13 protein-coding genes are annotated in these 16027 nt (G+C 73.0%); 5 read left to right on the top strand and 8 right to left on the bottom strand.

Features of this window, described 5'->3' with window-relative positions; translation table 11 throughout:
• The first annotated feature begins 94 nt into the window (after positions 1 to 94).
• A complete protein-coding gene (locus ACZCLJ_RS09055) occupies positions 95 to 1084 on the top strand; it encodes an ornithine cyclodeaminase family protein (RefSeq protein WP_463106186.1) in 990 nt (329 codons plus the stop codon).
• Positions 1081 to 1623: a nucleoside deaminase gene (locus tag ACZCLJ_RS09060; protein WP_463106187.1), complete on the top strand. Its 543-nt coding sequence runs from the start codon at positions 1081 to 1083 to the stop codon at positions 1621 to 1623. The genes ACZCLJ_RS09055 and ACZCLJ_RS09060 overlap by 4 nt, the downstream gene beginning before the upstream one ends.
• A gap of 84 nt (positions 1624 to 1707) precedes the next feature.
• On the opposite strand, the gene ACZCLJ_RS09065 is transcribed toward ACZCLJ_RS09060, so the two are convergent.
• Together ACZCLJ_RS09065 and ACZCLJ_RS09070 are read right to left on the bottom strand one after the other, a co-directional pair.
• Positions 1708 to 2757, bottom strand: a complete 1050-nt coding sequence (locus tag ACZCLJ_RS09065; protein WP_463106188.1) for an aldo/keto reductase — start codon at positions 2755 to 2757, stop codon at positions 1708 to 1710.
• Between the two features lie 120 nt (positions 2758 to 2877).
• Positions 2878 to 4023, bottom strand: coding sequence for an epoxide hydrolase family protein (locus tag ACZCLJ_RS09070; RefSeq protein ID WP_463106189.1), 1146 nt, complete (start codon positions 4021 to 4023; stop codon positions 2878 to 2880).
• Between the two features lie 63 nt (positions 4024 to 4086).
• Here ACZCLJ_RS09070 and ACZCLJ_RS09075 point away from each other — a divergent pair, with 63 nt between their 5' ends.
• Complete coding sequence (locus ACZCLJ_RS09075) at positions 4087 to 5049, top strand: helix-turn-helix transcriptional regulator (protein WP_251152314.1); 963 nt, start codon at positions 4087 to 4089, stop codon at positions 5047 to 5049.
• Between the two features lie 51 nt (positions 5050 to 5100).
• On the opposite strand, the gene ACZCLJ_RS09080 is transcribed toward ACZCLJ_RS09075, so the two are convergent.
• The 6 genes from ACZCLJ_RS09080 to ACZCLJ_RS09105 all read right to left on the bottom strand — a co-directional run bounded on the left by ACZCLJ_RS09080 (position 5101) and on the right by ACZCLJ_RS09105 (position 12650).
• Positions 5101 to 6126 (bottom strand): 3-oxoacyl-[acyl-carrier-protein] synthase III C-terminal domain-containing protein, encoded by a 1026-nt coding sequence (locus ACZCLJ_RS09080; protein WP_251152315.1) that lies wholly within the window; start codon positions 6124 to 6126, stop codon positions 5101 to 5103.
• Between the two features lie 55 nt (positions 6127 to 6181).
• On the bottom strand, positions 6182 to 7729 hold the full coding sequence (locus tag ACZCLJ_RS09085; RefSeq protein WP_463106190.1) for a UxaA family hydrolase: 1548 nt from the start codon (positions 7727 to 7729) through the stop codon (positions 6182 to 6184).
• Positions 7726 to 9108 carry a Gfo/Idh/MocA family protein gene (locus ACZCLJ_RS09090; RefSeq protein WP_463106390.1) on the bottom strand — a complete coding sequence of 461 codons (1383 nt, stop codon included), beginning with the start codon at positions 9106 to 9108 and terminating at the stop codon, positions 7726 to 7728. Before ACZCLJ_RS09090 ends, ACZCLJ_RS09085 begins: the two co-directional genes overlap by 4 nt.
• 213 nt (positions 9109 to 9321) lie before the next feature.
• On the bottom strand, positions 9322 to 10665 hold the full coding sequence (locus ACZCLJ_RS09095) for an ABC transporter substrate-binding protein (protein WP_251152317.1): 1344 nt from the start codon (positions 10663 to 10665) through the stop codon (positions 9322 to 9324).
• An 88-nt stretch (positions 10666 to 10753) separates the two neighbouring features.
• Positions 10754 to 11743, bottom strand: a complete 990-nt coding sequence (locus tag ACZCLJ_RS09100; RefSeq protein ID WP_251152318.1) for a carbohydrate ABC transporter permease — start codon at positions 11741 to 11743, stop codon at positions 10754 to 10756.
• Complete coding sequence (locus ACZCLJ_RS09105; RefSeq protein WP_251152652.1) at positions 11736 to 12650, bottom strand: carbohydrate ABC transporter permease; 915 nt, start codon at positions 12648 to 12650, stop codon at positions 11736 to 11738. Before ACZCLJ_RS09105 ends, ACZCLJ_RS09100 begins: the two co-directional genes overlap by 8 nt.
• Positions 12651 to 12934: 284 nt before the next feature.
• On the opposite strand from ACZCLJ_RS09105, the gene ACZCLJ_RS09110 reads away from it, so the two are divergent.
• Positions 12935 to 14887, top strand: a complete 1953-nt coding sequence (locus ACZCLJ_RS09110) for a DUF6807 family protein (protein ID WP_463106191.1) — start codon at positions 12935 to 12937, stop codon at positions 14885 to 14887.
• The gene (locus ACZCLJ_RS09115; RefSeq protein WP_251152320.1) at positions 14884 to 16011 is read left to right on the top strand and encodes a Gfo/Idh/MocA family protein; all 1128 of its coding nucleotides are present in this window, start codon (positions 14884 to 14886) and stop codon (positions 16009 to 16011) included. Before ACZCLJ_RS09110 ends, ACZCLJ_RS09115 begins: the two co-directional genes overlap by 4 nt.
• The last annotated feature ends 16 nt before the right edge of the window (positions 16012 to 16027 follow it).

The following is a 16027-nucleotide window of genomic DNA, read 5'->3' on the forward strand; positions in this document are numbered from 1 at the left end:
GCACCCGGGGGTCGGCCCGCCGTCCGGCCAGACCACCACCCGCCCGCTCCGCACCGCTCGCACGTCACCCGCACGCCCGACCCCTGGAGGCCCCGTGCCGCTCGTCCTCACCCGCAGCGACCTCACCGGACTCGTCACGCCCGCCCAGGTGGTCGAGGCCGTGGAGCACGCGTTCGCCGACCTCGCCGACGGCGCCGCCGCACAGGCACCGCTCACCGTGGCCGCGGTGGACGACGGCGCGCACTTCCTCCCCATGACGGCCGTCTCGCCGCGCGCGGGCCTCGCCGGGTCGAAGCTCCTCGCGGACGTACCGGGGAACCGCGCGCGCGGCCTCCCCGCGCAGCGCTCGGTGCTCGTGCTCGCGGACGCGTCGGACGGCGCGCCGGTCGCCGTGCTCGACGGCGGCCTGCCCACGCGCTTGCGCACGGCGGCGGCGAGCGCCGTCGCGACGCGACACCTCGCCCGGGACGACGCGCGCGTGCTGGGGCTCGTCGGCGCGGGCGGGCTCGCGCTCGAGCACGTCAGCGCGATCGCCGAGGTGCGCCCGATCGAGCACGTGCTCGTGTGGTCGCGGTCCGCCGAGACCGTCCGGGCCTTCGCCGAGCAGACCGCGGAGCGCCACCCCCACCTCAAGGTGACGCGCGTGGACACCCCCGCGAGCGCCGTCGGCTCCGCGGACGTCGTGTGCACGCTCACCCCGTCGCGCGAACCCGTCGTGCGCGGGGCGTGGTTCCACCCCGGGCTGCACGTCAACGTCGTGGGCGCACCGCCGCGGCCCGACCACCGCGAGGTCGACGGCGAGGCGATGGCCCGCTCCCGCGTCGTGGTGGACTCGGTGTCGACCGCGCTGCACGAGTCCGGCGACACGCTCCTCGCCATCGCCGAGGGCGCGATCGACGAGTCCGCGTGCCGTCTCGAGCTCGGGGACGTGATCACGGGCCGGGCCCCGGGCCGACGGACCGCCGACGAGATCACGCTGTTCGACTCCGTGGGCCTCGGGATCCTCGACGTCGTCATCGGGCGCCTCCTCGTGGACGCCGCGCGGGCGGCAGGCCGAGGCCTCTCCGTAGAGTTGTCGGCATGATCGCGACGCCGCCCGACGACACCTCCGCGACCGGCCGTCCCGCCGCGGCGGGAACCCTCTCGGCGACGGACCGCGCGCACGTGGCGGAGGCGCTCCGGATCGCCCGGGCGACGCTCGCCGACGGCAACCGGCCGTTCGGCGCGGTGCTCGTCGCGGCCGACGGCCGGGTGCTCGCGACCGGTCGCAACGCCGCCGCGCAGACGGGCGACCCGACGTCGCACGCCGAGCTGGACGCGGTCCGGGCCGTGACCGCCGCCGACCGCCCCGCGGTCGCAGGCGCCACGATGTTCGCGAGCGGCGAGCCCTGCCCGATGTGCGCGGCCGCCCTCGTGTGGTCGGGCGTCGGCCGCATCGTGTTCGGCACCGCCGCACCGGACATCCGCGCCGTCGTGCCCGGCTCGCCGTCGTTCACGCTGCGCTGCGACGACGTGGTCCGGGACTCCGACGCGACGGTCGCCGTCATCGGGCCGGTGCTCGGCGACGAAGGCCTGGCGCCGTTCCGCGAGCTCGCTGCCGGCCAGCCCCGACCGCCCAGGTAGTACCGCAGTCCACCGAGGTAGTACCGCAGGCCCGCGAGGTAGTACCGCTGTCAGGACTGCGGTACTACCTCGCGGACTGCAGTACTACTTCGCGAGAGTCGTCTCGATCGCGTCCTGCTCGTCGTCGGTCAGAGCGGGCGCGGAGAGTGCGGCGACGCTGTTCTCGAGCTGGCGGACGCTGCTCGCCCCGACGAGCGCGGAGGTGACGCGCTCGTCGCGCAGCACCCACGTGAGCGCGAGCTGTGCGAGCGACTGCCCGCGCCCCTGCGCGATCTCGTTCAGCGTCCGGGCCGTCGTGAGGTACTCCTCGTCGAGGTTGTCGGCGGACAGGAACGGCGAGTCGGGCCGCGCGGCTCGCGAGCCCTCGGGCGCGGAGCCCGAGAGGTACCGGTCGGTGAGCAGGCCCTGCTGGAGCGGCGAGAAGACGATGGTCCCGATGCCGAGCTCGCCCACGACGTCGAGTAGCGACTCCGACTGCACGCCGTCGTAGCGGTCCTCGTGCGCGGCGTCCTCGACATGACGGTTGAGCATCGAGTAGCTCGGCTGGTGGATGAGCAGCGGCGTGCCGAGGTCGGCGAGGATCGCCGCGGCCTCGCGCGTACGCGCCGGCGAGTAGTTCGAGACGCCGACGTACAGGGCCTTGCCCTGCTGGACCGCGTCGTGCAGGGCCCGCATGGACTCCTCGAGCGGCGTGCTCGGGTCCGGGCGGTGGTGGTAGAAGACGTCGACGTGGTCGAGGCCCATCCGCTGCAGCGACTGGTCGAGCGACGACAGCAGGTACTTGCGCGACCCGCCGTCGCCGTACGGGCCGGGCCACATGTCGTACCCCGCCTTGGACGAGATGACGAGCTCGTCGCGGTACGCCCCGAGGTCCTGCGCGAGGTGCCGCCCGAAGTTCTCCTCGGCGGAGCCGTAGGGCGGGCCGTAGTTGTTGGCGAGGTCGAAGTGCGTGATCCCGAGGTCGAACGCCCGCCGGAGCACGGCGCGCTGGGTCTCGAACGGGTTGACGTCCCCGAAGTTGTGCCAGAGGCCGAGCGAGATCGCGGGCAGGTCGAGGCCGCTGCGCCCGGTCCGCCGGTAGGTCATCGAGTCGTAACGGTCGTCGGCGGCGACGTAGCGCGGGGTGAGGGGCATGCGCCCATTCTGCCGCGCGCCGCCGCATCGTGCGGGGACCGGCCGTCGTCCCGCCCGGCCTCCTGCCCGACGGCGGAGCGGTCGCACGGTCTCGAGCCTGCGGCTTTCGGGCAGGGTAGGTCACGCGAGGCCGCGGAGGAACGTGCGGAGGTCGTCTGCGAGCAGCTCCGGCTGCTCCATCGCGGGGAAGTGACCGCCCTCGGTGAACTCGCTCCAGTGGCCGATCGCCTTCCACGGGTCCATCGCGCGGCGCACGAGGGGATGGGTGTCGAACACGGCCCAGCCGGACGGCACCCCGGGGGCCGCCATGACGAGGTCGAGTCCGGAGTGCTCCGACTCGTAGTAGAACTGCGCGCTCGACGCACCGCTGCGGGTGAACCAGTACAGGCTGATGCTCGTCAGGAGCTGGTCGCGGTCGACCGTCTCGTCCGGCGCCCGGTAGGCGCCGTCGGCCCTGGTCTTGAACTTCTCGGCGATCCACGCGAGCTGACCGACCGGCGAGTCCGTGAGCGCGGCGCCGATCGTGTCGGGCCGATGGTCCTGCATCTCGAGATACCCGCGTTCGCCAGCGTTCTCGGAGCGCACCGCCTCGAGCTCGGCGATCTCGTCGTCGGACAGGCCGTCGGGGTAGGGGAACTTGTCGCCGAGCAGAGCGAGCAACCGGCGGTCGATGCCGAGGTGCGTGCCGAGGACGCGCTCCGCGTGGACCGCCGCGAGGCGTCCCGTGGTGCCCGCACCGATGTCCGTGCCGTGGGCGGCGAACCTCTCGTAGCCCAGGCGCGTCATGATCTCCGCGAAGGCCTCCGTCGTCCGCGCGAGCTCCCAGCCGGTCCCCGACAGCGGCGTGGAGAACCCGAAGCCGGGCAGTGACGGGATGACCACGTGGAACTCGTCGGTCAGCAGCGGGATGAGCCGCTGGTAGTCGACGAACGAGCTCGGCCAGCCGTGGTTCAGCATCAGCGGCACGGCCCCCGGGTTCGCCGATCGCGCGTGGACGACGTGGAACGTCTGCCCGTCGACGACCGTGGTGAGCTGTTCGTGCCCGTTGAGCCTCGCCTCCTGCGCACGCCAGTCGAACCCGTCGCGCCAGTACTCGGCCAGCTCCTTCAGGTACACCAGCGGGATGCCACGGCTGAAGTCGGTGCGATCATCCCGGCCCGGGACGGGGACGGGCCAGCGGGTGTGGGCCAGACGGCGGCGCAGATCGTCGACGTCTGCCTGAGGGATGTCGATGCGGAACGGTGTGAGGGCGGTGTTCTCGGTCATGCGCTCGAGGTTTCCAGCAGATGCGGCAGAGAACCTTCCGCGATCGCTGGGATGATCGAGACCATGTTGGAGACCTCGGCCCGCCTGCTCGAGCTGCTGTCGCTCCTCCAGCTCAGGCGCGACTGGACGAGCTCCGCGCTCGCCGGCCGGCTCGGAGTGAGCACGAGGACGGTGCGCGCCGACATCGGCAGGCTGCGGTCGCTGGGCTATCCGGTGGACGCGCGCCCTGGCGTCGCGGGCGGTTACCGGCTGGCCGCCGGGACGGCGATGCCCCCGCTCCTGCTCGACGACGACGAGGCCGTCGCCGTCGCCGTCGGGCTGGGTGTCGTCGCGACCCAGCGGCTCGGCGTCGAGGAGACGTCGCTCACCGCGCTGGCGAAGCTGGAGCAGGTGCTCCCCTCGCGCCTGCGCCGACGCGTCGAGGCCGTGCGCGAGGCGACGAGCGTCGTCCCCGGGTCTGAGCCGCCGCTCGATCTCTCGGTTCTCGCGGCAGTCGCTGCCGCGATCCGTGGACAGGAGCGGCTCAGGTTCGGGTACACGAAGCCCGGGGGCATCGAAGGGGCCCGTCACACGGAACCGCAACGGCTCGTGACCTGGGGTCCGCTCTGGTACCTCCTCGCGTGGGATCTGGACCGTGACGACTGGCGGGTCTTCCGTGTCGACCGCATGGTCCCGCACGCACCGACGGGGGCGCGGTCCCGCCCGCGCGCGATCCCGGAGGACGACGCCGTCGACTTCGTCGTGAGACGCGTCAGCAAGGCGGCCTGGAGGTACCGGGCCCGGGTGCTCGTGCACGCTCCCGCCGCCAAGGTCGCCGCGACGATCCCCGTCCCGCTCGACATCGAGACGGTCGACGAGTCCACGTGCCGCGTCGAGCTGGGTTCCGACGACCCGGACGGTCTCGCGCTGTGGTTGACGCAGCTCGACGCCGACATCGAGGTGATCGACGGGGACGAGCTCGCGATGGCGTTCGATCGCCTCGCGACGAGGTTCCGCCGCGCAGCGGGCGGTACGCCCTCGAGGTGAGTCCGACCGGGCGCCTCGCGAGGTGTGTCACGGGACGCACCCCGAGAGCACTCAGCGCGACGGCGTCTCCACGACCTGGCCCGCCCACGCGAACCCACCCCCGAAGCCGAAGAGCAGCGCGGGCGCGCCGGCGGGGATCCTGCCCGCGTGCCACCACTTGGACAGCCCGAGCGGGATCGACGCGGCGGAGGTGTTGCCCGACTCGACGATGTCGGTGACGACGACCCTGTCCTCCATGCCGAGCGCCTTGGCGAGCGGCTCGATGATGCGCAGGTTGGCCTGGTGGGCGACCAGCACCTCGATGTCGTCGAGCGCCACGCCGGACCGCTCGACGACGAGCCTCGCGCGCTCTGCCGCGCGCGTGATGGCCCACTTGAAGACGGCGCGGCCGTCCTGGGCGAACTTGTCGGCCGGCGCCTCGATGAGCACGGCGGGGGTGAGGTCGGGCTCGGAGCCCCACGTCACCGGGCCGACGCCGGGGGTGTCGGTCGCCTGGAGCACGGCGGCGCCCGCGCCGTCGGCGGTGAGGATGCACGTGCTGCGGTCGGTCCAGTCGGTGAACGCGGTGAGCTTCTCGGCCCCGATCACGACGGCCGTGCGGGCGGACCCGGCGCGGATCGCCTGGTCGGCGAGCGCGACGGAGTGCGCGAACCCGGAGCACGCGACGTTGACGTCGAGCACCGCAGGCCCGACGACGCCGCGCAGGTCGAGCTCGGACGCCTCCTCGGGCGTCGACTGCCCGGGCATGACGCCGGTCCGCAGGTGGTACGCGACGCGGCCCGCGGTGTTGGGCGAGCGGTCGACGGCGGTCGCCGTCGCGACGATCACGAGGTCGACGTCGGCGGCCGCCACGCCCGCGTCGTCGAGCGCGTGGCGGGCGGCCCCGACGGCCATGTCGGCGACGGTCGTGTCGTCGTCGGCGACGTGCCGGGTGACGATGCCCGTCCGGGACCGGATCCACTCGTCGTTCGTCTCGACGAGCTGCGCGACGTCGTCGTTGGTGAGCGTCTTCTCGGGCTGGTGGTGTCCGAGGCCGACGATGCGCGAGCCGGGCGCGCCGGTGGCAGGTGTGAGCATGCGTCGATCATTCACCGTGCCCGGCGGATCGTCCAAGCCGCCGGGTCACGACCGCTCAGGTGACGGTCCCGAGCTGCCAGGGGACGAACTCCTCGCCGCCGATGTCGAGGTCCTCGCTCGCCGTCTGCTCGCCGGACGCGACGGCGAGGATGCGCGCGAAGATCTCGTCGGCGACGGCCTCGAGGGTCGCGGTGCCGTCGACGATCCGCCCGCAGTCGATGTCGACGTCGTCGCCCATCCGGGCGTAGAGCTCGCTGTTCGTCCCGAGCTTGATCGACGGCGTGGGCTTGCACCCGAACACCGAGCCGCGCCCGGTCGTGAAGCACACGACGTTCGCACCGCCGGCGACGAGGCCCGTCACGGAGACCGGGTCGTAGCCCGGTGTGTCCATGAAGACGAAGCCCTTCGTCGTCATGGGCTCGGCGTACTCGTGCACCGCGGCGAGGTCGGCCTGGCCGCCCTTCGCGACGGCGCCGAGGGACTTCTCGAGGATCGTCGTCAGGCCGCCCGCCTTGTTGCCCGGCGACGGGTTGTTGTCGAGGCTCCCGCCGCCCGCTGCGGCGTACTCCTGCCACCACGCGAGGCGGTCGAGCAGACGCTGTCCGACCTCGGGCGTCACCGCGCGCCGCGTGAGGAGGTGCTCCGCACCGAAGACCTCCGGCGTCTCCGCGAGCGCGGACGTGCCGCCGTACGAGACGAGGCGGTCGGACGCGATCCCGAGCGCGGGGTTCGCCGTGATGCCGGAGTACCCGTCGGAGCCCCCGCAGTTGAGACCGAGGACGAGCTCGGACACGTCGCACTCGGTGCGCTCGAAGCGGCCGTCGATCTCCTCGACCATCTCCCGGACGGCCTGGGCACCCGCCTTGACGGTCGCGCGCACGCCTCCCGAGTCCTGGATGGTCAGGGTCCGCACGACGGTGTCCGGGGAGAGCTGCGCTCCCGCGAGGACCGTGTCGACGGCGATCATCTCGCAGCCCAGGCCGAGCACGAGCACGCCCGTGACGTTGGGGTGCCCCGCGTACCCGCGCAGCGTCCGCAGGAGCACCTGTGCGCCGTCGCTCGTCGGGACGAGCCCGCACCCCGACTGGTGGGTGAGCGCGACGACGCCGTCGACGTGCTCGTACCCGTCCATCGCGAACCCGCGGAACTGGTCGGCGATCATCTTCGCCGTGCTCGCCGAGCAGTTCACGGACGTGAGGATCGCGACGTACGAGCGCGTGCCCACGCGTCCGTCGGCGCGGCGGTAGCCGCGGAACGTGGGCCGCGGTCCCGCGGGCGTCTCGAGCGCGGTGCGGACCGTGGCGAGCTCGTGCTCGCGCTCGCCCTCCTCGAAGCCCAGGTTGTGCACGTGCACGTGGTCGCCCGGCTCGATCGACGCCGACGCGACCCCGATGACCTGCCCGTACTTGCGCACGGGATCGCCCGTCGGCACCGCGCGCAGCGCGACCTTGTGCCCGCGCGGGACGTCGTTGCGGACCGTGACGGTCTCGCCGCCCTCGGCCGCCACGACGTCACCGGGGACGAGGTCGCGCGTGGCGACCGCGACGTCGTCCTCGGCGCGCAGCACGAGCAGCGCGGCGCGCTCGTGCGTCGACGCGGTCATGCCCCGACCGCCTGCACGCGCGCCGCGTCGTCGGGGTCGAGGTCGGAGGCGTCGGCGACGGTGGCCGTGAGCTCCCGGTGCGCACCGCCGACCGCGTCGGCCAGGCGGACCGGCAGGCCGGTCTCGAGCGACCTGTTCGCGGCGATCCCGACACCGGCCGCGAGCAGCCCGTCGCGCCAGCCCGCGGGACGACCGAGCGGGTCCTCGCCCGGACCGCGGAAGACGTCCTGCAGGAGCATCGCGTCACCGCCCCCGTGAGACCCCTGCCCCCTCGGGATCGGCACCTCCCGCGCCTCCTCCCAGTGCCGCTGCACGACGAGCCGCTCGCCGCGCGGGCGCGTCGGCCCGGTGGCCAGCGCCTCCTGCGCGGACGGGTCCAGGACGGGCCGACCGTCCTCGTCGGTGAGGACGGCACCACGCTCGACGACCTCGAGCTCCGCCCGGCCGCGCGTCCCGGTGACGCTCACGCGGTACCCCTCCCAGGGCCCGTAGGCGGTCAGCGAGTAGGTGAGGAGGGCACCGCGGCCGTACTGGACGATCACGGCAGCCGTGTCCTCGATCGTCACCCCCGGCGCGAACGGGTCCTGGTCGCGTCGGTACCCGTCGTGCGCCTCGGCGTCGAGGTACAGGTCGGCCAGGCGCTGGTCGTCGGCGAGGTCGAGGAGGAACAGGTCGCGCGGCGCGTCCGCCGCAGGGCCGTCGGGAGCACCGCGCGTCCCGCGCGCGGGCCGGCTGCCCGCCGCCGCGTCGTCGGACCCTGCGCCGTCGGCCCCGTAGAAGCGCAGACCGCCGCGCGCGAACACCAGGTCGGGCTCGTCGTCGACCCACCAGTTGACGAGGTCCGCGTGGTGGCTCGACTTGTGGACGAGGAGCCCGCCGGAGACCGCCTTCTCGCGGTGCCAGCGGCGGAAGTAGTCGGCGCCGTGCACGGTGTCGAGGACCCACTCGAAGTGGACCGCGGTGACCTCGCCGATCTCACCGCTCGCGATGACCTGCTTGAGCGCGGTGTTCCGGGGCGAGTAGCGGTAGTTGAACGTCACCACGACGTCGCGACCGTGCTCGGCGACGGCGTCCGCGATCTGGCGGCAGCCCCGCCCGGTCGTGGTCATCGGCTTCTCCAGCACGACGTCGGCCCCGGCGGCGAGCACCCGCGCGACGACGTCCGCGTGGGTGCGGTCGGGCGACGTCACGACGACCGCGTCGACGCGCTCGCGCTCGATCATCCCCTCGAGGTCGTCGGGCGCGTACGTCGGGACGGGCGCCTCCCCGGCGGCAGCCACCAGGTCGTCGTAGAACGCGGAGCGGACCGGGTTCGGCTCGCACCACGCGACGATCCGCGCGACGTCGCGGTGCGGCCCGAGGATCGCGTCGACGTACATCTGGGCCCGGTGCCCGGTCCCGACGACCGCGTAGCGGCGACGGGTGTCGGTGTCTCGGGGGGACTCGGCGAGGGGAGGCAAAGCGGTCCTTCCGTGGGTGGTGTCCCGTCCGCCGGTGGGTGGCGGGCGGTCGGCCGGACCGTCCCCGTGGGGCGACGGGGACGGTCCGGCCAGTCGTACCCGGGCGCTGCCGGCACCCGGTGGATCGGTGCGTCAGCCGCCGATGGCTGCCTCGACCTCGGTCATGAACTGCGCCGCGGCGTCGGCGGGCGAGAGGTTGCCGAAGAGCACCTCGGTGTTGACGCGGATGAGGATGTCGGTGACGTCGCCCGCGCCCTGCGGGGGCACGGCCGGCCCGTCGACGATGTCCTCGCTGATCTCCTCGATGAAGGAGGCGACCTGCTGGTCCGTCGGGGGCAGGTCGGGCAGGATCGCCTCACGGACGTCGACGTTCGCGGGGAGACCGCGGTCGGAGAGCATCAGCGCGCCGGCCTCGGGGTCGTTGAGGAGGAAGTCGACGAACTTCGCGGCGGCCTCCGGGTGCTCCGAGGTCTCGGCGACGGAGTAGTACATCGCCGGCTTGAGGTACATGCCGGTGCGCTCGCCGTCGGACTCGCCGGGCACGCGCAGCAGCTCCAGGTCGCGTCCCGCGGCGGTGCTCACCGCACCGAGCTGGTTGGACCACCAGAAGCCCATCGCACCGGTGTTCGTGCCGAGCAGCGAGCCCTCCGGTCCGGCGGCCTCGATCTCGACGGAGCGCGCGGCGTCCGGCTCGCCCCCGCCGGCCTGCAGGTCGAGGGACGTCTGGAAGAAGTCGGCGACCGTCTCCTCCGAGACGCCCAGCTCACCGTCCGCGGTGTACAGCGCCTCGCCGAGCTGGCGCGCGCGGATCGAGATGCCGGCCTCGTTGAAGCCGTAGTCCTGGGTCCCGTAGACGCCCTCGGACCCGGCCGCGACGGCGTTGGCCGTCTCGACGTAGTCCTCCCAGGTCCACGTGGTGTCGTCCGGGATCTCCACGCCCGCGGCCTCGAACGCCTGGGGGTCGGCGAGGACCGTGTAGGCGTTCACGCCCGTCGGGATGCCGTACAGGCCCCCGTCGGTCTCGCCCGTCTTCACGATCGACTCGTCGATCGCGGACGTGTCGACGTCCAGCTCGGCGAGGTCGGCGAGCACCCCACGGCTCGCGTAGTCGGCGAGGTAGCGCTCCTCCTGGGTGATGACGTCGGGCGCGTCGCCCGCGGCCACCGAGGTCGCCAGCTTGTCCCAGTACCCGCTCCAGTCGGTGAAGTCGGGGACGACCGTGATGTCGGGGTTCTTCTCCTCGAAGAGGTCGATGATCTCCTGCGTGGTCTGGTGGCGCGTGTCCGAGCCCCACCACGCGAAGCGGATCTCGACGGGACCCTCCTCTGCCGTCGACGAGGACTCCTCGTCCTCGGGGAGGGCTCCGCTGTCACCCGAGCACGCGGTCAGCGTGAGGGCTCCGGCGACGAGGGCGGCCGCGACGGCCGCGCTGCGGCGTGCAGCGGGGCGCCCCGCGCGGGTGGTGAACGTGTTCATGACTCTCCTTCGGTGCGTGACGAGACGTCGTCGTTTCGGTCGCGGTCCGGCCTGGAGCCGGGGCGGAGTCGTGCGGTGGTGAGGTGAGCTACTTGATGCCCGTCGTGGCGATGCCCTTGACGAGGTACTTCTGGCCGAACAGGAAGACGAGGAAGACGGGTACCAGCGAGACGATGGACATCGCGAACATCGGTCCCCACGAGCTCTGGCCGGTCGAGTCGACGAACGTGCGCAGCGCGATCGGGACCGTGTACATGTCCGGCTTGGTGAGGAAGATGAGCTGGCTGAAGAAGTCGTTCCACGTCCAGATGAACGTGAAGATCGCCGTCGTGGCGAGGGCCGGGAGCGCGAGCGGCATCATGATCCGCGCGTAGATGCGCCCGTGGCCGCACCCGTCCAGGCGCGCCGCCTCGTCGAGCTCGCGCGGGATGCCGCGGAAGAACTGGACCATGAGGAAGATGAAGAACGCGTCCGTGGCCAGGAGCTTCGGCACGATGAGCGGCAGGAACGTGTTGATCCAGCTCAACGACGAGAAGAGGATGTACTGCGGCACGATGATCACGTGGATCGGCAGCATGATCGTCATGAGCATGATGGCGAACCAGACCTTGCGGCCGCGGAACTCGAGTCGCGCGAACGCGTAGGCCGCGAGCGAGCACGCCACGAGGTTGCCGAGGACGGACCCCAGGACCACGATCGCCGAGTTCATCAGGTAGTGGCTGAACGGGTGGAGCAGCGCACCCCAGCCCTCGGTGTAGTTGGAGAGGTCGATCTCGGACGGGATGAGACCGGGCTCGCGGAAGATGAGCGCCGTCGGCTTGAACGAGCTCGCGAGCATCCACAGCAGCGGGTAGAGCATGATGAACCCGAACGCCACGAGCAGCACGTGCTTGACGCCGGACGCCGCGCGGGAGCGCAGGCGTCCCTGGCGGCGCACGGGACGCTGAGAGGCCTCGGCCGCGAGCTCGGTGAGGGTGGTGCGGGCGTCGGCGGTACCCCCGGCGGCCGAGCCGCCGTGCGGGTCGTCGCCGGCCGCGGACGTGGTGCGCCGCACGGCGCCGGTCGTCGTCTCAGTCATCGTAGAAGACCCAATACTTGGAGGCGAGGAAGTTGACGAGCGTCATGCCGCCGACGATGAGGAGCAGGAACCAGGCCATCGCCGACGCGTAGCCCATCTCGTAGGAGCCGAAGCCCTTCAGGTAGAGATAGAGCGTGTAGAACATCGTCGAGTCCGCCGGGCCGCCGGTCCCGCCGCTGACGACGAAGGCCTGCGTGAAGGACTGGAAGGCGTTGATGAGCTGCAGGACGAGGTTGAAGAAGATGATCGGCGTGAGCATCGGGACGGTGATGGCGAAGAACCGCCGCGTCCTGCCGGCGCCGTCGATCGAGGCCGCCTCGTAGTACATCGCCGGGATCTGGCGCAGACCCGCGAGGAAGATGACCATCGGCGCCCCGAACGTCCAGACGTTGAGGACCACGAGCGTCCCGAGCGCGTAGTCCGGGTGCGACACCCAGCCCTGACCCTGGATCCCGAAGAAGGCGAGCACCTGGTTGAGGAGCCCGTCGGCGCCGAAGACCTGGCGCCACAGGATCGCGATGGCCACGCTGCCGCCGAGGAGCGACGGCAGGTAGTACACCGAGCGGTAGATCGCGAGACCCCGCATGCCCTTGTCCAGCAGGAGCGCGAGGCCGAGTGCCGCGGCGAGCTGGAGCGGCACCGACACGAACACGTAGGTGAACGTCACGCGCAACGAGTTGTGCAGGCGCGGGTCCTCGAGCATGCGCTCGTAGTTCTCGAAGCCCACCCATGACGGCGCCTGCAGGAGGTCGTAGTCGGTGAACGACAGATACAGGGAGGCGGCCATGGGGACGGCCGTGATCAGCAGGAGACCGGCGAACCACGGCGCGAGGAACAGCGCCGCCGCCCGGCCGTCACCACGCCTCCTGCGGGCCACGGGCCGGCGTGCCGGCGCGTCGCCGCCCACCTTCGCGGGTTCGGTCACGGTCGCCACGGCACGCCTCCTTCAGGGGGCGCGCCGCCTACAGCGTTGCGGGTCATGCCATACCTCCGGTCGACACTGATCGGAACACGGTGCGCATCCGTCGCCGTAGCGGGAAACCGGTTGCACGTGGAGGAACGTATCACACCAGGAACCGGTTTCCCATGGTGTACCGTCATGCCATCGCGACCGGCCGGGGGCCGGGAGAGCGTGCCCGCGACGACGCGGGGGGCGCCGAGGACGCGCGCCCGACGACCCGAGGGAGAACGATGGCCAGCGTGAGCACACGCCGAGACCAGATCACCATCGCCGACGTTGCGACGGCGGCGGGTGTCTCGCGCGCGACGGTGTCGAGGGTCATGAACGGCCGGTCGACCGTCGACCCCGAGATCACCGAGCGCGTGCGCCGCGTCGCCACGGAGCTGAGCTACCGCCCGAGCAACGTCGCCCGCAGCCTGTCGATCGGGCGCACCCACACGATCGCGCTCGTCGTCCCCGACCTCGGCAACCCGGTCTTCCAGCAGATCCTGCGCGGCGTGACCACGGCGGCGGCGCCGTCGGGCTACCGCGTCCTCGTCGCGGACAGCGCGGAGGACCCGAGCGAGGAGGCCGCGATCGCGCTCGAGGCACGACTGCGGTGCGACGCGCTCGTCCTCGTCTCGCCGCGCATGCCCGACGCCCTGCTCGCCGACCTCGTCCCCCAGGTCGCGCCCGTGGTCCTCGTCAACCGCTCGCTCGCCGGCGCCAACGTGCCCGCGCTCGTCGTCGACTACGCCCACGCCGCCGAGCAGGTGCTCGAGCACCTCGTGGGCCTCGACCACCGCCGCGTCGTCTACCTCGCGGGCCCTCCGGGCAGCACCTCCGACGCGCAGCGCCGCGAAGGGCTGCGCCGCGTGCTCGACCGCCGCCCCGACGTCGAGGTCGTCGAGCTCCTCGGCGGCTCCGACATCGCCGCGGGCCACGCCGCCGTCGACGAGGTGCTCGCCGCCCGCCCGACGGCGGTCGTCGCGTTCAACGACCTCGTCGCCTTCGGCCTGCTCGCGGGCCTCAACGAGGCCGGGGTCGCGATCCCGGCCGACCTCTCCGTCGCAGGGTTCGACGACATCGACCTCGCGCGGTACGCCACCCCGTCACTGACCACCGTCGCGGTTCCCCAGGCCGAGCTCGGCCGGCACGCGTGGAAGGAGCTGTCGGCCTTGATCGACGCGAACCAGGGCGCCTCGCACGCGACGCGCTTCGACCCCTCTCTCGAGGTCCGGGCGAGCACCGGCCCCGCGCCCCGCGGCGTCGTGCGCTCGCGCGCCGCCCAGCCGGAGACGCGGGCACCCGAGGCCACCGGGGTCTCCGCACCCTCCCCCGGGGACGTCGTGCGCTGGGAGACGGACGGCGACGCCGTCGGGCTCCGCTACGGGGACCTGCGCCTCGCGCGCTACCAGCAGGGCGACCGGCTGCCGCAGGTGCACGCGCCCCGCAGCTTCCTGCACCCGGTCCACACGCTCGCCGGCGTTCCCCTCACCGACTCCGGACCCGTCGACCACCGTCACCACTACGGCGTCTCCGTCGCCGTGCCGGACGTCAACGGCACGTCCTACTGGGGCGGGCGCACGTTCGTCAGCGACGTCGGCCCGACGCTGCTGCCGAACCACGGCCGCCAGCTGAGCCGTGCCCTGCTCGTCGACCCCGTCGAGCCGCACCTCCTGCACGACCGCGTGCGCTGGCACGACGAGCACGGCGTCCCCCAGCTCGAGGAGGACCGCCGGCTCGACGCCTGGTTGCTCGACACGGACGCCTGGGTGCTCGACTGGAGCTCGACGCTGCGCGCCGAGCGCGGGGCGCTCGTCATCGGGTCGCCCGCCACCAACGGGCGGCCGGGCGCCGGCTACGGCGGGCTGTTCTGGCGCCTGCCGATCGCCGGCCGCACCGAGGTCCTCAGCGCCGCCGGCACCGGCGAGGAGCTCGCCCACGGGAGCACGTCCCCCTGGGTGGCGTACGTCCAGGAGCACGGGGACCGCCGCACGACGCTCGTCCTCGTCCAGCCCGGCGAGCCGCTGCCCTGGTTCGTCCGGGCGTCGGAGTACCCGGGCACGGGCCCGGCCCTGGCGTGGGAAACGCCGCGGACCGTCCCGGCCGGTGGGACGTTCGAGACCGGGGTCCGCGCCGTCCTCGTGGACCGGGCGCTCGACCTCGACGAGGCGGCCTCGTACGCGGGACGCGTCCGATGAGCGACGCGACGCCGGTAGCGGTCGTCGGCATCCACGGTCACGGGGGGTCGCACCTGCGCGCCGTCGCGGCGCTCGCCGAGCGCGGCCTCGTGCGCCTCAGCGCGGTCGTCGACCCCCGGCGGCCCGACGACGACCCCGCGCCCTGGTTCCCGACGCTCGGCGACCTGCTCTCCGCGGCCGATCCCGACGTCCGGCCCGAGGTCGTGATCCTGTGCACGCCGATCCACACGCACCTCCCGCTCGCGCGCGTCGCGATGGAGGCCGGGCTCGACGTCCTGCTCGAGAAGCCCACGGCGGCGTCGTTGGCGGAGCACGCGGCGATCGTCGAGACGGCCGAGCGCACCGGTCGCCTGTGCCAGGTCGGCTTCCAGTCGTTCGGGTCGCACGCGATCGACGCCGTGACGGAGCTCGTCGCCGACGGCGAGATCGGCGAGGTCGTCGGGTACGGCGCGGTCGGCACGTGGGTGCGGACGGCGGGCTACTGGGGACGCGCGGCCTGGGCGGGCCGGCGCCGCCTCGACGGGCGCGACGTCGTCGACGGCGTCGTGACGAACCCGCTCGCGCACGCCGTCGCGACGATGCTGCGCGTCGGCGGGGCGAGGACGTCCGCGGACGTGGCGCACGTCGTCGTGGACCTGTACCGCGCGAACCCGATCGAGTCCGACGACACGTCGTCGCTGCGGGTCGTGACGGCGGACGGGAGGCGCTTCGGCGCCGGTCTCACGCTGTGCGCGCAGGAGCGGACGCCCGCGCGGGTCCTCGTGCTGGGCACGGACGGCGAGATCACCTTCGAGTACGAGCACGACCGCGTCACGCTGCGCACGCCGCGGCTCCAGGTCGAGAAGACCTACGGCCGGACGAACCTCCTCGAGGACCTGCTCGCGACGCGCGAGGACCCGGACCGGCGTCTCGCGTGCGACGTCCGCGACACCGGAGCGTTCATGCGCGTGCTCGAGGCCGTCCGGACCGCACCTGCACCGCGCGCGATCCCCGACGACGGCGTGACCTGGCTCGGCGAGGGCGACGACCGCCACCCCGTGGTGGCCGACGTCGCGCGGTGGTGCGAGGACTCCGCCCGGAGCGCGCGGACGTTCACCGAGCTCGGCGTCCCCTGGGCGCGCTGAGCGGTCCGGGCGTGTG

The organism is Cellulosimicrobium sp. So1_17, from assembly GCF_055181235.1.

What these genes read in the sequence shown, in the direction of transcription:
- ACZCLJ_RS09070 (WP_463106189.1), bottom strand. Translation starts at nt 4,023, where the DNA reads ATGACCGAGAACACCGCCCTCACACCGTTCCGCATCGACATCCCTCAG.
- ACZCLJ_RS09075 (WP_251152314.1), top strand. Translation starts at nt 4,087, where the DNA reads ATGTTGGAGACCTCGGCCCGCCTGCTCGAGCTGCTGTCGCTCCTCCAG.
- ACZCLJ_RS09085 (WP_463106190.1), bottom strand. Translation starts at nt 7,729, where the DNA reads ATGACCGCGTCGACGCACGAGCGCGCCGCGCTGCTCGTGCTGCGCGCC.
- ACZCLJ_RS09060 (WP_463106187.1), top strand. Translation starts at nt 1,081, where the DNA reads ATGATCGCGACGCCGCCCGACGACACCTCCGCGACCGGCCGTCCCGCC.
- ACZCLJ_RS09090 (WP_463106390.1), bottom strand. Translation starts at nt 9,108, where the DNA reads ATGTACGTCGACGCGATCCTCGGGCCGCACCGCGACGTCGCGCGGATC.
- ACZCLJ_RS09095 (WP_251152317.1), bottom strand. Translation starts at nt 10,665, where the DNA reads ATGAACACGTTCACCACCCGCGCGGGGCGCCCCGCTGCACGCCGCAGC.
- ACZCLJ_RS09115 (WP_251152320.1), top strand. Translation starts at nt 14,884, where the DNA reads ATGAGCGACGCGACGCCGGTAGCGGTCGTCGGCATCCACGGTCACGGG.
- ACZCLJ_RS09100 (WP_251152318.1), bottom strand. Translation starts at nt 11,743, where the DNA reads ATGACTGAGACGACGACCGGCGCCGTGCGGCGCACCACGTCCGCGGCC.
- ACZCLJ_RS09080 (WP_251152315.1), bottom strand. Translation starts at nt 6,126, where the DNA reads ATGCTCACACCTGCCACCGGCGCGCCCGGCTCGCGCATCGTCGGCCTC.
- ACZCLJ_RS09065 (WP_463106188.1), bottom strand. Translation starts at nt 2,757, where the DNA reads ATGCCCCTCACCCCGCGCTACGTCGCCGCCGACGACCGTTACGACTCG.
- ACZCLJ_RS09110 (WP_463106191.1), top strand. Translation starts at nt 12,935, where the DNA reads ATGGCCAGCGTGAGCACACGCCGAGACCAGATCACCATCGCCGACGTT.